The 14782-nt window shown below is 69.3% G+C and carries 12 protein-coding genes and 2 tRNA genes; 5 read left to right on the forward strand and 9 right to left on the reverse strand.

Features of this window, described 5'->3' with window-relative positions:
* Positions 1 to 260: 260 nt before the first annotated feature.
* The 4 genes from HF999_RS15775 to HF999_RS15790 all read right to left on the reverse strand — a co-directional run bounded on the left by HF999_RS15775 (position 261) and on the right by HF999_RS15790 (position 3396).
* Positions 261 to 333: transfer RNA gene (locus HF999_RS15775), tRNA-Asn, on the reverse strand.
* Positions 334 to 591: 258 nt separating this feature from the next.
* Positions 592 to 2196, reverse strand: a complete 1605-nt coding sequence (locus HF999_RS15780) for a hypothetical protein (RefSeq protein ID WP_168546814.1) — start codon at positions 2194 to 2196, stop codon at positions 592 to 594.
* Positions 2197 to 2344: 148 nt separating this feature from the next.
* The gene (locus tag HF999_RS15785) at positions 2345 to 3169 is read right to left on the reverse strand and encodes an adenylate/guanylate cyclase domain-containing protein (protein WP_168546815.1); all 825 of its coding nucleotides are present in this window, start codon (positions 3167 to 3169) and stop codon (positions 2345 to 2347) included.
* A 29-nt stretch (positions 3170 to 3198) separates the two neighbouring features.
* Positions 3199 to 3396, reverse strand: a complete 198-nt coding sequence (locus tag HF999_RS15790; protein ID WP_168546816.1) for a hypothetical protein — start codon at positions 3394 to 3396, stop codon at positions 3199 to 3201.
* Positions 3397 to 3581: 185 nt separating this feature from the next.
* On the opposite strand from HF999_RS15790, the gene HF999_RS15795 reads away from it, so the two are divergent.
* Positions 3582 to 3655, forward strand: a tRNA-Ile gene (locus HF999_RS15795).
* Positions 3656 to 4124: 469 nt separating this feature from the next.
* On the opposite strand, the gene HF999_RS15800 is transcribed toward HF999_RS15795, so the two are convergent.
* Entirely contained in the window at positions 4125 to 5069 is a 945-nt protein-coding gene (locus HF999_RS15800; protein ID WP_139057998.1) for a WD40 repeat domain-containing protein, read from the reverse strand.
* Between the two features lie 448 nt (positions 5070 to 5517).
* Here HF999_RS15800 and HF999_RS15805 point away from each other — a divergent pair, with 448 nt between their 5' ends.
* Positions 5518 to 7026, forward strand: coding sequence for a glyceraldehyde-3-phosphate dehydrogenase (locus HF999_RS15805; protein ID WP_280512892.1), 1509 nt, complete (start codon positions 5518 to 5520; stop codon positions 7024 to 7026).
* Positions 7027 to 7111: 85 nt separating this feature from the next.
* On the opposite strand, the gene HF999_RS15810 is transcribed toward HF999_RS15805, so the two are convergent.
* Together HF999_RS15810 and HF999_RS22230 are read right to left on the reverse strand one after the other, a co-directional pair.
* A complete protein-coding gene (locus HF999_RS15810; protein WP_068572566.1) occupies positions 7112 to 8101 on the reverse strand; it encodes a DUF5685 family protein in 990 nt (329 codons plus the stop codon).
* Between the two features lie 58 nt (positions 8102 to 8159).
* Complete coding sequence (locus HF999_RS22230) at positions 8160 to 8702, reverse strand: Imm51 family immunity protein (RefSeq protein WP_068572563.1); 543 nt, start codon at positions 8700 to 8702, stop codon at positions 8160 to 8162.
* Positions 8703 to 8884: 182 nt separating this feature from the next.
* Between HF999_RS22230 and HF999_RS15820 the strand changes: the two genes are divergently transcribed.
* On the forward strand, positions 8885 to 9334 hold the full coding sequence (locus tag HF999_RS15820) for a hypothetical protein (RefSeq protein WP_068572561.1): 450 nt from the start codon (positions 8885 to 8887) through the stop codon (positions 9332 to 9334).
* A gap of 84 nt (positions 9335 to 9418) precedes the next feature.
* Here HF999_RS15820 and HF999_RS15825 read toward each other — a convergent pair whose 3' ends face one another.
* Entirely contained in the window at positions 9419 to 11995 is a 2577-nt protein-coding gene (locus HF999_RS15825) for a LuxR family transcriptional regulator (RefSeq protein ID WP_168546817.1), read from the reverse strand.
* A 147-nt stretch (positions 11996 to 12142) separates the two neighbouring features.
* Here HF999_RS15825 and HF999_RS15830 point away from each other — a divergent pair, with 147 nt between their 5' ends.
* Entirely contained in the window at positions 12143 to 12505 is a 363-nt protein-coding gene (locus HF999_RS15830) for a hypothetical protein (RefSeq protein WP_068572557.1), read from the forward strand.
* Positions 12506 to 12572: 67 nt separating this feature from the next.
* Entirely contained in the window at positions 12573 to 13997 is a 1425-nt protein-coding gene (locus HF999_RS15835; protein WP_068572555.1) for a cytochrome P450, read from the forward strand.
* Here HF999_RS15835 and HF999_RS15840 read toward each other — a convergent pair.
* A complete protein-coding gene (locus tag HF999_RS15840; protein ID WP_168546818.1) occupies positions 13994 to 14737 on the reverse strand; it encodes a YggS family pyridoxal phosphate-dependent enzyme in 744 nt (247 codons plus the stop codon). The two genes, HF999_RS15835 and HF999_RS15840, sit on opposite strands and share 4 nt — an antisense overlap.
* Positions 14738 to 14782 lie beyond the last annotated feature (45 nt).

Genomic DNA, 14782 nt, shown 5'->3' on the forward strand with positions numbered 1-14782 from the left:
CTGGAGAAAGTCTCCCTATCGCACCGGTCGTTAGCAATGCTATAGAGTGGCGCTCAACGCAACCACGCCACCCCGAACCGTGCGCCTGCCGACGCAGGAGGCCGGCGTACGGAGCGCCCCGCGAGGGCATCGGCCAGAGCTGCCCGCCGCTGCGTGTTTCGGCGATTAGAGGGGAGATAAGAGAGTAACTGGCCCGAAATCGGCCTCAGGACACAAGAAAGGCCCGGTACGAATACCGGGCCTGACCTGCTATAAGTGGGCTCCCCCAGCTGGACTCGAACCAGCAACCCTTCGATTAACAGTCGAATGCTCTGCCAATTGAGCTATGGGGGAATGAACTTTGACCGAGAAGAGACTCTAGCGCATGGACACTCGGAGTTACCAATCGCCTGGTCAGAGCCCTAGCGAGGACGGGTCCACAGACGCCTCCGAGCACCGCGCCCGGGTGGCTGACGCGAGGGCGGCGCACCGTCGGGCCGGGGGAAAGTTACGGGCCTCGGCGGCCCGGAACCCCACAACGCCCTCGGGGAGGCCTCCGAGGCGCCTGTGGCGCTCCGAGGGCCTCCCCGAGGGAGTCATGCGATCGACCTACTAGGAACCGGCCGAGCAGGTGCCCGCCTTGGCCTGAGCCGGCGTGCACACGGTCGCGTCGGCACCGGCGGAGACACCGGCGCTCGCAGCGGGCTTCTGCGTCGCCTGCGTGCGGGTCGCGGCCTGCGGGGTCACGGCCGGGGTGGTGGTCGTGACCGGCGCCTGAGTCATCTGCTGCTGCGTGGTCTCAGGAGCCTGGGTCTGCGTCTGCGTCGCCGTGGTCTCCGGGGCCTGCGTCTGCGTCCGAGTCGGCTGCTCGGTCTGCGTCTGCGTGGTCTCCGGAGCCTGCGTCGGAGCAGTCGGGCGCGCCGCCGGCTTGGTGGTGGTCGTGGTGGCCGCGCCGGCACCGCCGGTCACGCTCGCACCCGCACCACCGGTGACGGTGCCGTTGCCCGCACCGGCGCCGCCGGTCACGTTGCCGCCGGCTCCACCGGTGACGGTGCCGTTACCCGCACCGCCGTTGACGGTCGCACCCGCGCCGCCCTGGACCTCGACGCGGTTGGCGTTGTCCGAGCTGGGCTTCGCGACGGTCGCCTGGACCGACGTACCGATCGCCTCGTTCAGCGACGCCGTGGTACCGGCCTGAATGGTCGCGCCCTGAACGGCCGCGGCCACAGGAACGGTCACGTTGGCATCGAGGTTGACGTTGCCGACGACCTTCGCGCCGGGCAGCGCGAGCACGGGCTCCACCTTCGCCGAGGTCGGCAGCGGCTGGAGCACCACACCGGGGGCGACGGGCGCCATCACGGTGGTGGTCGTGGTGGTCGTCGACGTGGTGGTCGTGGTGGAGGTGTAGATCGGCGCGACGATCCGGTCCTGGTTACGGACCTCGACGACGCGACCCGGCGTGACCGCCCACACGGGGTAGTACGGATCGTTGTACTTCGGGTTCACGTGGCGGTACGGGTTGTTGCCCAGGTTGATTCCGATGGACACCGAGATGATCGGCTGCGGCTTCGGCTGCGTCCAGGTCTTGGGGTAGACCCACATCACGGGGACGTCGACCTGGAAGCCCACCTCGAACCACGGCTTCGGGTAGCTCGGCTGCTGCCACGGCTTCGGCTGACCCGGGTGCCACGGCTTCACGCCGAGCTGACGCCCGTACAGGGTGTAGCAGGTCTGCGTCTGGGTCTCGGTGCTCACCTTGACGCCGGGCGAGGTGGTCGTCGACTTGTAGTAGCCCGTCTCGCAGATCTGCTGGTAGGTCGTGATCTCCTGCGGGGTGTAGTTCCACGGCTTGTAGTTCGCCGGGCGCACCATCGGGGCAGGAGGCGCCGGCTGAGGCGCCACACGCATACCCGGAATGACGGGGGCCGGCGGGTAGTAGACCGTGGTGTTGTTGCTGGTCGAGGTGATCGTGCCCTGCGGCAGACCCGAGTTGGCGACCGCCTGCGCGGCGACCGCGTTGCCGACCATCGTGACGCCCTTGGGCGGCACGGCGACGCCGTCGGTCTGGAAGGCGCCGGGGTTCGCGGTGAACTGGTCACCGGTCACGGGCGAGAACGCGACGGGGCTGTCACCCTCGGTCGACTTGCCACACCCGGCGAGGAGCCCCGCCGCGGCCACGACGGCGAACGAGGCGGCTCCGATCTTCTTCGTATTCATGTGGTTCCCATCCTTGGGTGATTCGACGGTGCGCTGTCGCGCCCCGCTGGACTCTCGGATTCGATTCACACGCTCTATACGGACCGTGCCACGGATCGTTACAGCCCGCGGCATTTTGTTTTGAGAAGTTCAGGGTTGTCCCGGAGGCTCAGTACAGCGGCCGCACGGAGAAGACCTGAAGCTTCTGCGGCGCCCCCTTGGCCTTGAAGCGGCGCGGTCGCACCTGGTAGCGGTCCTTTTCCGCGATCGAGAACACCGTCTCGGAGGCGAGCACCTCTCCCCCGTTCGCGGCCTCCGCGACCCGGGCGGCGATGTTCACATCCACCCCGATGAGGTCGCCCTTGACCCGCCGCGGCGTGCCCGTGTGCAGGCCGGCGCGCAGCGTCGGGCGGTAGCCCTCGGCGATGTCGATCATCCCGACGGCCTCGATCACCTCGTACGCGGCCTCGATCGCCGTGTCCCCGTCGAACGCGGCCAGGGCACCGTCGCCCATGGTCTTGACGATGACGCCGCCGTGCCGCTCCACGATCTCCCTGGTCGTCTTGTTGACCGCGTGCAGCAGCCGCACGATGTCGTCGTCCGAGCGCTCCAGCGCCCAGGTCGAGAAGGCGACCAGGTCGGTGAACAGGATCGTGATCGGCTTCGGCGGCAGGTAATCGCGGTCGCGCCGGCTGATCATCGCCTGCCAGGTGGCCGTCGCGAGGGTGCCGAGCTCGCGGGTCACCGTCGGCTCGTCGCCCACCATCCGGTCCACCAGTTTCGACAGCCGTTCCGTCGACTCCGCGTCCGGCTGGAACAGTTCCTTCTTGGGCCCGCCGGGCATGTTCTCCCGGGCGGCACGGACCAGGCCCGTAATCGCCTTGCTGCGGTTCGCGGCGCGCGCCGCTGCGGCCCCCTTGGCCAGCATCTTCCGCCCCGCGCGGGGCTCGGGTCCGGCTGCGTCGTCGGGCAGCGCGGGAGCGTCGTCGGCCATGCCGTCGAGCGTAGTCGTCGGTCCGCGGGCTACGACGACGCCCAGCCCCCACGCCGCCCGCTGTAGCGCGTCGCGCACACGTAGACGTCGAGCTCGGCCGCCGAGTTGAGCACCGCCTTGACCACGCGCCACAGCCCGAGGCTCTCCCGGCGGCCCGCCGGCGGCCGGATCCCCAGGTTGAAGTAACCGCTGCGCACGTCGTAGTGGTCGAGCACTCGTACCCCCATGTCCGTTTCGGGTGATCCGCATCACACGTTAGAACGAGTTCCCCCGTTCTGGATCGAAACGGCCCACGACGCGCCGGGCCGTAGCCCGACGGTGCGCCGTTGCCCGCCCCGGCACCCGTCCGCCGGGATCGGGTTCGACGGTGCGCGGGTACTATCGAGCCGCTGCGGGCCCCGCCCGCGCGTCGGGGGCGATAGCTCAGTCGGTTAGAGCCGCGGACTCATAATCCGTAGGTCGTGGGTTCGAGCCCCACTCGCCCCACATCCCGAGCCACAGAGTGCTCCAGGGAGATCTCGATGTCCTGTGGGGCCGCGGGATCCAGACAGTAAGACGACGTGCCGACGACCGTGCGATGAGACCTCACGACGAATGCTCTCCGGTTGGGCACGTCGGCTTCCAACTGCGCCGCGAGGTCGGACGGTACGGTACGGCGGGGCGCGCACGTGGGATGCGCTCCCACACCTGCGCCCAGTCGAGCGCCTCGAACAACTCGTCTGCATCCTCGCGTGAGAACGGAGCGACCTGCACATCGAGTTCCGGCGCAACGACGACCTGGGTGGGCAACCTCATGAACCGACACGGTGTGCCGGAGCGCACCGTCGGCCCCGAGGACGCGAGCCGACCGCTATGCGACCCGACAAACGACGAGGCGCCGCCGCGCGGCTACCGAAGGGTCACAATCCGTGTCCGAAGGATTTCGTGGCATGCGCGCACGACAGGTCACAGGAGCTCACTCGTCCCCCAAGGTGACCACCGACACCGACGCCACGCCCCCTCTCGAATCCTGCTGTACCGCCAACCGTGCGCCATCGCGGCTGTACGCCAGCACACCGGGTGACGAGATTCCCACGGTGAGAGTTCGCGTCACTGCCCCGGACCGACTGTCACGGATCTCGACCGAGTCGGGCAAAGACACGGCGAAGCTACGCCCGTCAGGAGCGAGTGCCGCTCCTTCGACGCGGCCGACCTGGGCCCCGAGCCTGGTCCAACTGACGCCGTCCCACGTACTTGCGTCCAGCCCCGACACCATCGTGCCTTCTGGGCGCGACGACGTAATGAGCGCGACCGAGCCGGTCGACGAGAACCACAGATTCGCGATGTCCGCGCTCACGACATCCCTGGAACTACCGAACGGGCGAGTGAACTCACGCAGCGGGCTACCGCCCTCCGCGCCGAGCAGACGCCGGCCATCCGGCGAGTAGGCCGCCGCTGTCCACATCGATGATGTCGGACCGAGCGTGTCATTGATCTTCAGCTGCCGCTGCCGCGCGCAGCTACGGGGCTCCCAGACCGACAGGTAGCCCCCCATCTGCTCGGTAACCAACTCCGCCCCGTCGGGAGAGAAGATCAGCGGAGTACCGGCACCATCGGCGTCACCCGTCCGGCACAGTTGCGCCCCCGAGTCCGCATCGAGGACCACCAATGCTTCGCTTCCGCTACTGACGGTGCCGATCGTCGCAAGCGTGCGTCCGTCCGGCGACAGCGCCGCAGTAATCGTGCCCTGGGCGAAATCGGGGCGGACCACACCGTGTGTCCGCGTACGACCGTCGGCACTCCAACGCTCAACCCCGCCGGACGCGAGGACCAGCAACTCGCCGTTCGGCGCATACCCGATCAGTCCGCCGGGGACTTTCACCACATGCGTGTCACTGCCGTTCGCCGCCGTTGCAGTCACGTCCTTCCATGGTCGCCAGACCACTGCGACGACCAACACCGCTGCTACGAGGACTCCGACCGCGCCGAGCGCCCAGTACGTCGCCTTCCGATTCCGCGGAGGACCGGGCGGGAGCGGATTCAATCCAATCGGAGCAGACCAGCGATCCACATGATCGGGGCCACCGTGCTGAGGGACCGGGCCACCGTACTGAGGGGCCGGGCCACCGTACTGAGGGGCCGGGCCACCGTACTGAGGGGCCGGGCCACCGTACTGAGGAATCCGACCGGGCTGGTTGGGAGGCAAAGGGCCGGGATACCGTTCGGTCATCGTCGGAGTTTCCCTCCTTCGGCACTGCACTGCGCACGTTGGCGACGAAGATCATCCGAACGAACTACTCACCCGCATCGTCCGCCCAGGAACGGCCCACTTCGCCCGTGCTCCGGCGCACCGTTGCATAATGTGGAGCGTGACGCAACAGCTGGATTCGGATTCCCCTTCGTACGACGCCAACGCCCGCGGCGCGTACGACAGCCACCGCGACGCCTGGGTGGCGCGCGAGGAGCAGGCCGAGCGCCTGATCCCGATCATCGGTCGCCTGTACCGGCAGTTCGGCGTGGTGTCGTCGATCCACGGGCACCGTCTGATCAACCTCTCCACCTCCGCGGTGATCTCGGCGCACGAGCGCGCCGAGGAGCTGGGCCACCAGGCCCTCACCCTGGAGCAGACGGAGAAGGTGCTGCGCGGCCTGCTCGCGATCGAGCCCGAACCGGCGTCCATCGACATCGCGCGGCTGGCGAAGCTGGCGGGCGACCTCGACACCGACGAGGCGATCCAGGAGCTGCTCCGCGCCGAGATCGCCAAGCGCAACGTCCCCGTGCACGGCGAGGACGGCGGCGCCGACGTGGTGCTGTACGGCTTCGGCCGCATCGGCCGCCTGCTGGCCCGCATCCTGATCAGCCACGCCGGCAACGGCCACGGCCTGCGCCTGCGCGCCATCGTCGTGCGCCGCAGCGTCAAGAACGACCTCGAGAAGCGCGCCAGCCTGCTGGCCCGCGACTCGGTGCACGGCCCGTTCGCCGGCTCGGTCTCGATCGACGCCGAGAACGACGTGATCATCGCCAACGGCACCCGGATCCAGGTCATCTACTCGGACGATCCGGCGACCATCGACTACACCGCGTACGGCATCAAGGACGCGCTGATCGTCGACAACACCGGCCGCTGGCGCGACGAGGAGGGCCTCGGCCAGCACCTCAAGAGCACCGGCGCCGCCCGCGTGCTGCTCACCGCGCCCGGCAAGGCGCCGCTGAAGAACATCGTGCACGGCATCAACGACAGCACGATCGAGGACACCGACACGATCCTCTCGGCCGCCTCCTGCACCACGAACGCGATCACCCCCGTGCTCGCGGCCCTCGACGAGGCGTACGGCATCCAGCGCGGCCACGTCGAGACCGTGCACTCGTTCACCAACGATCAGAACCTGATCGACAACCTCCACAAGGGCGACCGCCGCGGCCGCTCGGCGGTGCTGAACATGGTGATCACCGAGACCGGTGCGGCCAAGGCCGTCTCGAAGGCGCTGCCGCAGCTCGAAGGCAAGCTCACGGGGTCGAGCATCCGCGTCCCCACCCCCGACGTCTCGCTGGCGATCCTCAACATCACCCTCGAGAAGCCCACCACCAAGGACGAGGTCAACGACTACCTCCGCCGGGTGTCGCTGCACTCGAAGGTGCGCCAGCAGATCGACTACATCGAGTCGCCCGAGGTCGTCTCCAGCGACTTCGTCGGCTCGCACCGCGCCGGCATCGTCGACGGTCTCGCGACCATCGCCGACGGCAAGGACCTCGTGCTCTACGTCTGGTACGACAACGAGTACGGCTACTCCTGCCAGGTGGTCCGCGTGCTCGAGCGCATGTCCGGCGTGCACCCGGTGGTCATCCCGGCCCGCGCCGACGTCCGCGTCGAGGCCTGACAACCGGGCCCGATAGGCCAAGGCCCCCAGTAGAACCCGTCACCGCCCCGGTGGAAGCTCCCGCTTCCACCGGGGCGGAGTCGTCTCAGGAGCAGTCGCAGCAGCACCCGTCGCCGCAGCAGCAGTCGCCATCGCAGCAGCAGTCCCCCGCGTTCTCGCCCGCGCCCGCCGACCGCCGGCCCTCCTTCTTCTTCGCCTTCTTGTCCAGCGACACGCCGTTGGCCGCGAGCACTGTCGCCATCGCGGTCAGCAGCAGCGGCCGGACCAGCCGATCGTCGCGCATCCGTACCCGACCCAACCGGTCGATCACGATGCCCTGCAACACCTTCAGGCGATCGACCGCCTGCTCGACGGTCGTGCCCGTCGCATCGAGCGGGTTGTAGTCGCCCCGGGCTCGATCCCCTGGAAGGTCCTCCACGGCATCGGCGAGGTGCGCGAACTCCCCGTAGGCGCGTCCCAGTTCGGACAGGGGAACGACGTTCTCCGGGCGTCCGGCCAGCGTCGCCGACGCGGCGAACATCTCCCCCACGGCCTGCGCGGTCGGCGCCGTCACGTCGGCCAGGGAGGTCGCCCGGGCCTCGATCCGCGCCTGGTCCGCCAGGCCGCGCAGCGAATCCGACACACGCGCGGCCTCTGCGACCGCAGCGTCCGCCACCGCGCCTCCGGCCAGCCGCCGCTCGGCTCTCCGAACGAGCTCGACGGTACGCCGCCCCACCACCGACGTCCTCCCCGCGAGGCCGAACTCCTGCTCCGCGACCCGGTCACCCAGCTTGGCGGCGGCCAACGTCAACGAGGCCGTACTCGCCAGCCGCACACCGAGTTCCGACGGCGCGATCACCTCGGCGCCCCGCATGCCCCGCAGTACGCACGGTCCGGCCGACCGGGTGGACGCGGGAACGCCCTGCTGCGCCTCGACCAGCGCGGACAGCATCGCCGCATCCGTATTGGTCGCCACGCGGGCGGGCTGCCCGCCGGTTTCCCTCAGCTTCAGGCACAGCCCGCACAGGTGAGCGCGCCAGCGGGCGCGCAGCTCCGGCTCGAGGTGGGCGACACACGGGCGTACGAGTCCGAGCACGGGCGGTCTCCGATCAGTGGCTACAACCGGGTCAGTACCACCCATTGTGCTGCAATGGTCAGTCGTCGAACTCGAATCCGTCGGCCTCGGCGGCGGCGACCACCTCTCGGAGCCGCGCGGGATTGTTGACCACCGGGGCCAGCTTCGCCCCGAGCAGCACGAGCACATCGCGGTCGTCCGCCCGGGCGCAGAACATGCCGGACTCACTGTGCAGGCTCACCCGCTCCACGAGTTGCGGTGCCACCCGCTCGGCGACGCCCTGCCAGAAGTAGCCATTCGGCTTGTGCCCCGACTCGACCACGGCACCGTCGGACGGGGTGCCGCCGACAACGAGCAGGAGCGAGTGCGCGCCGGACGGCGTCTCGACCAACGTGAGCGGAGCGATCCGGGTGGCGTCGCCGCCCGAGCGCAGCTCGAGGAGCTTGCGCACGCCGCGCCACGCCATCAGCACGGCGAAGGCCCCGACCAGGGTCGCCGGATAGCGCAGCCACGGGTTCAGCGGCTCCAGCAGCCAGAACAGCACGCCGAGGGCCACGATCACGGCGACGAACTCCACGATGTCCCAGGGGGTGAACTGGCGATCCTCGTCGTCGGTCAGCACGTCCCGAACACTACCGAGCCGCTGCGCTCGGACGCCCGGCGGCCATACCGTCGGCGCGTGTGCCGTACCTGACCTCCGCGAGCACACAGCCGACGGAAATCGAGTAGCCCGGTACTCGCGAGTTCTCACCGTTCACGGGTCATCGTGGGATCACCACCGAACAACACGCGACAGGAGTCACCATGACCACCAACCAGACTCGTTCCGCGATTGCGGCAGCATGCCTGACCCCCGCGATACTGCTGGCCGGATCGGGCGTCAGCTCCGCTCTCCCCGGTCCGATCACGACCGAACTCAAGAGCACCCTTCGCTACACGCTGACCGCCAAGGGATTCCCCGCGTCGATCATCAATATCAGCTACATCGGCGACGACGGCCGAGTCGTCGACGAGAACAAGGTCTTCGTCGGCGCGGGGTACAGCTGGACGCGTACGGCACGGGCGCCGATCGGCACCTACCCCACACTGAAGGTGTCCGTCGAGAGTGCCGGCCTCGCAGGAATCGCACTCTCGTGCACGGCGACCAGCACGCCGATCCTGAATCTGGCCAACACCCCTAAGCCGATCGTGAGGTCGGGAACGATCGAGTTCGCCGGCGGCTTCTCCCAGGCCGTCGCGAAGACCTGCGGCTGACCTCCCCGTCGCCGGCCGGCACCCCGCGTCGGGGCACCGGTCGTCGTCGGCGCGCCTACCGACTCGACGACGCGACGCGATCCATCACAGAAATGTACGCAAGGCGGATCGATCGGAGACTCCGGCCTTCGCGAAGATCCGGTACAGATGTCCCTCGACGGTGCGCACGGACACGCCCAACTCACGCGCGATGTCCTTGTTGCTCAGGCCCGCCACGACCAGCGCGGTCACGTCTTCCTCCCGCGTTGTGAGCGTGAGGGTGCGCCTGGCCGCGCGCACCGCCGGCGTACTCTGCCCGGTTGCGGCTACGAGGCGGTTGAGCCGAGCGCGATGCGAATCGGCCTCGGGCGCGTCCGACTCCATGACGGCGTGCGCCGCAGCGTCCGCTGCCGCGCAGAGCAGTCCCAAGGTCTCGAACGCGTCCGCCGCATCCCGGAGCCGACTCGATGCGTGTCCCGCCAGACCGCGCGCGTGCAGGAGGACGGCCCCGCTGTAGCGACTGCGCAGTCGCCGGTCCAATGCCGCAAGTCGGTCCGCGAGATTTCGATCCCCCAACCGCACGGCGAGGTGCAGCGCCAGCACCTCACCTGCGTACGACTGCTGGGACCGGTAGACGGCAGCGGCGCGCATCGCCACATCGCGCGCTCCCGTGATGTTGCCGCGCGCCGCCGCGACGAACGCGCGGGTGAGCTCGAGCGAGGGCTGATAACAGACAAGGTTGGGCAGTACCGCTGCTTCGACGAGTTCGCACGCGGCACCCGCCGCCTCGGCGTCTCCGCGCTCGAATTCGGCGGACGCCAGGATGTGAGCCGCGAGCAGGTGCCACCCCGAATGGACGGGCTGCGCCAGCGACATGCGCAGCAGCCGCACCGCATCGTCGAGCTCGCCGCGCGCCAATGACACTCGTCCTTCCAGCATGTCGACGATGGCTTCGGCCGACTGCTCGCCGCCCGCACGGATCCGCCACCTCGCGATGACCGTGTCGGCCTCGTCCAGGGAGCCCTCGAGCACGTCCCCGAAAACCTGCCCCACGGCGATGTTGAACTGCACCAGACCCGTCGCCGACTGCGCGGCGAAGCCCTCCCCGCGCTTGACCACTGCTCGGAGCGACGCCGATTCCCCCGCCAGGCCGAAGTAGATCGCCGCTGTTCCCGCCAGGCTCACGGCCGCCTCAGGGAGGCCGTTCGGGGCCGCTAGCAGCCTGGGGGCGGCCTCGGCGAGCGACGATCCGTCGCCGAGGAAGAAACGCATCTGCGCCTCGATCCCCTCGATCACGTCCAGAACGGGCGGCAGGGTGGCGATCGACCGGGCGCCGTCGAGCACCTTGAGCGCCGAGTCGGGGCGGGCCTCGTTCCAGTACAGACTCACCACCCGCAGGACTGCGACCCGGATCGCGAGCAACTCCCCGAGGTCCTGCTCGACGTACGGTGCCATCAGGGCCTCGACGTCGCCGCCGCGCCCCTGCCAGGTCAGCGCATCACCCAGGACCAGCGCTGCGGACACACCGCCTCCGTTCGCCACAGCCCACCTCGCGAGTTCCTCGCCAACCTCGAGTGCCGCCATCGCCGTCGCCCGACCGGCGGCGGTGCAGACCTGTTCGAGGTCGACGGGAAGGTCGGACTGGATCCGCAGCCGCGCGGCGCGCACGAGCGTCCGGGCGTCGGGCGCGGCACCGCCGGGGCCTCGTCGTCCCAATTGCTCGGCGAGCCGGCCCCGCAACGATCGCGCGCGAGTCACGCCGGTCCGTGCCCGGACGACGTCGCCGAGGAGCGGATGTTCGACCCGAACGACGTGTCCGGAGCCCGCTGAATCGATGATCACCAGCCTGCGGGATTCCAGTTCCGCCATGGCGGCGGTGCCTCCCGCGGCGACGACCGCATCGAGGGCCAGTTCCTCTGCGAGCGCGATCATGGCGAGCGTATCGGACGCTTCGGCGGACAGCCCCGTCAGCCGCTGAGCGAACAGTTCCGCGAGATCGGATCCCATTTCGAGCGCGCCATCCAAACGCCATGTCCCGTGGTGTGCCACCACCGCTCCCGTATCCATGCAGACCCGGACCAGGTTGCTCACGATGAGGGGAACGCCCTGCGCGTAGCGGTGCAGTGCCTCGACGGCTTCAGGCTCGACACGGCCGCCCAGGAGAGCGCACACGAGCTCCTCACTCTGATCGCGATCGAAGCGCTGCAGCGTGATCCGCCGGAGATGCCCGTCCTTCCACAGCCGCGCGATCGGGTCGGGAAGCTGTTCACCCGCCCTGGCGGTGACGATGACCGGCCCTCGACGGGCGAGGACGTACTGCTGGACGACGATAGCGGTGAGCGCGTCCAGCAGGTGCGCATCGTCGACCACGAGCAATCGGTGCGCCTCGTCGGCGAGCGACCGGTGAGCCGCGGCGAGCAGCCCGATGGGATCCATCTCCGCGCGAACAGCGACGAGGTGCCCCAATGCGCCCAGCGGAATGGCTCGCGTCGACTCCGTGCCGGCCACCCATCGTGCATCGACCGAGGGCGCGAATCTCCGGGCGACGGTGCGCGCGAGCACCGTCTTGCCCGTCCCCGGCTCGCCCACGATCAGCGCGCCGCCGTTGGCCCCGGATACCGCGAGCATTGCCTCGGACGTTTCCACACCCCGCCCGACGATCGCCGACTCCCCCGCATCCACGGCAGAATTCTATATCCGTACTTCGTACGAATCCCCGGTTCCGAGCGCTCGCACCACCGTTTTCGAGTAGCGGACCACTCGTGTGCTCCACGGACTATCGCGCCATTGTTCAAAGCGCACAATCCCTCATCCACTGAAGGAGCCCTCATGACGCTCAATCACAAGGTCACGGCCGCACTACTCGGCATTCTCGGCGCGATTCCGCTGACCTTCCTCGGCAGCGGCGCCAGTTCCGCCGAACCGGCGAACGTCGGATTCGACGAGCCCGTCGCCACCCCCGTCGGCGCGAAGATCTTCGTCCGCAACTGGGGCTACGGCGACGCCGGCTGGTGCACGTACCACTCCCGCCCCAAGGGGGCGAGTTTCGACGACGTGCGGATCGGGTTCCGTCTGCCCTCGGCCGGCCGGTACGACGTCTACGTGTACGGAGCGCGGCCGACGGGCAAGCACTACATCATCGGCGTGGACTGCACCAACGCCGCGCCGCACAGCCGCGAAACGATCTACTGACCGTCCGGAACCGCGGCGCCGGGCGCCACCCGGGCGTACCGTCGAACCGTTCGATGGAGGTACCTCGATGGGCGGGTGGCACCGCAGGGCCGCGAGCGCGGCCAGCGGACTCCGTAGTCTCGGCGCGGACGCCGACGCCGCGGAGCCGCTGAACGAGCCCACCGCGTCACACGGCACCGACCGCGACCCGGCCCCGGTCGGGACCGGCGGGCGGGTCACGCCCCGCACCGTCGGCACACTCTTCCGGCATACCTGGCACCACGCGGACGCCATGTTCGACGATGCCGCCCGGCTCGGCGAGGTGGTTCGGTACCGCTACCCCGCAAACCCGGGCCAGACGGTCGTGATCAGCAATCCAGCGCACGTGCGGGCCCTCCTGACTGCGAACCCCAGGTTCGCCGACACTGCGGCGCGGTTGTATCCGATTCGGCCCGTGGTGGGTCGCAGCTCCGTCCTCACCTCGGTCGGGCCGTGGCATGCGCACCAGCGCGACCTGCTGCTACCACGTTTCCACGGCGTCTCCCTCGCGGGACATCGCGCGGCGCTGGAGACCGCAACCGACAGAGCCCTGTCCACACTTCCGATCGGCACCGCCCGATTGGCACGGATCGCCGAGTCGGTCGCCCTCGACGTGATCCTGACGTCGCTGCTGGGGCCCAGGGAGCAGCTGACCGACGCCGAGACCCACCTGCGCGGTGTCTCCGAGTTCCTCCTGTGGGCATCCGGCCGCCACATCGCCAGGGTCGCCCAGATGGTCAACTCTCCGTGGCGCGACGCCCAGCTACTCAACCGGCCACCGATGTGGCTCTGGCACCGCAACCTTCGACACGTGATCTCCGAACGCCGCCGCTCGCCGGACCCAGGCGACGACGTCCTCGGACTCCTCTTGCGGGCGCACGCCCCTGACGGTTCCGCCCTGACCGACGCCGAGATCTCCGACGAATTGCTCACGCTGCTCCTGGGCGGACACGAGACCACTGGCAACGCGGTGGCCTGGACATTCGAGCGGCTGACGCGACACCGCCGGGCATATCACGCCGTACGCGACGCCGCATTGGCCGGCGAGGACGATGTCGTGCAATCCGCCGTCCTCGAGTCGCTCCGGAGCCGGCCGGTTGTCCCCTATATCACGCGGGAACTCATGGTGCCGTGGCGATTCGGTGACCACATCGTGCCGGCGGGCACGGTCGCCGAGATCAGCGTGCTGCTGCTCCATCACCGAGATGACCTCTACCCCAGGCCGTTCGCCTTCACCCCGGAGCGATTTCACGACGCTCGACCAGCCCCGTTCACCTTGCTCCCGTTCGGCGGAGGACATCGACGATGCCTCGGCGCCCCGCTCGCGAACGCCGAGATCACCTATCTCGTGCGAGAGATTCTGCGCCGAACCGAGCTCCGCACCCACGATCGCCCAGGCGAGCCCGCACGGCACCGCAATGTCACCATGGTTCCCGCGGCCGGCGCCAGAGTTCAGGTGCTCTCGGTGCGTTAGCGCTCGGCGGGCCAGTAGTGGCTGTCGGGCAGCGCGCGCGAGCCGAAGATCGCCTGGCCCACCCGCACGCAGGTCGAGCCCTCCTCGACGGCCAGCTCGTAATCGCCGGACATGCCCATCGAGAGCTCGGTGAACTCGGGCCACTTGTCCAGCGACCGGTCGCGCACCCCGCGCAGCACCCGGAAGCACTCACGCACCCGGGCCTCGTCGGAGGAGAACTCCGCGAGGGTCATGAACCCCCGCACGCGCAGCGATGTGAACGTGGGCAGCGCCTCGAGGAACGCCGGCACCTCGGCGGGCGGCAAGCCGTACTTCTGCTCCTCCGCCGACGTGTTCACCTGCACGTACACGTCGAGTCCCCGGCCCAGGGCCTGCAGCCGACGGTCGAGCGCCTCCGCCACCCGCAGGCTGTCGAGGGCCTGGAACTCCGCGGCGACGGCCGCGACGTCCTTCGCCTTGTTCGTCTGCAGGTGCCCGATCACCGACCACGACACGTCGAGGTCCGCCATCTCGGCGCTCTTGCGCTTGGCCTCCTGCGGCTTGTTCTCGCCGAGCTCCCGGCAGCCCGCCGCGACAGCGAGGCGCAGCCGCTCCTGGGGCACCGTCTTGCTGACGGGCAGCAGTCGCACGTCCGACGGTGACCGCCCCGCCCGGACCGCAGCCGCGTCGATGCGGCGCAGGACCTCCGCGATGTTCGCCTCGAACGCTTCGACGGTCTGCGGGGGCGGGTACGAGCTCATGGGTCGAGCCTATCGGCCGGTCGCTGCGACCGTCTCGCGCGCCGA

Origin of the sequence: Tsukamurella spumae (assembly GCF_012396015.1) — a bacterium.
GTDB lineage: Bacteria > Actinomycetota > Actinomycetes > Mycobacteriales > Mycobacteriaceae > Tsukamurella > Tsukamurella spumae.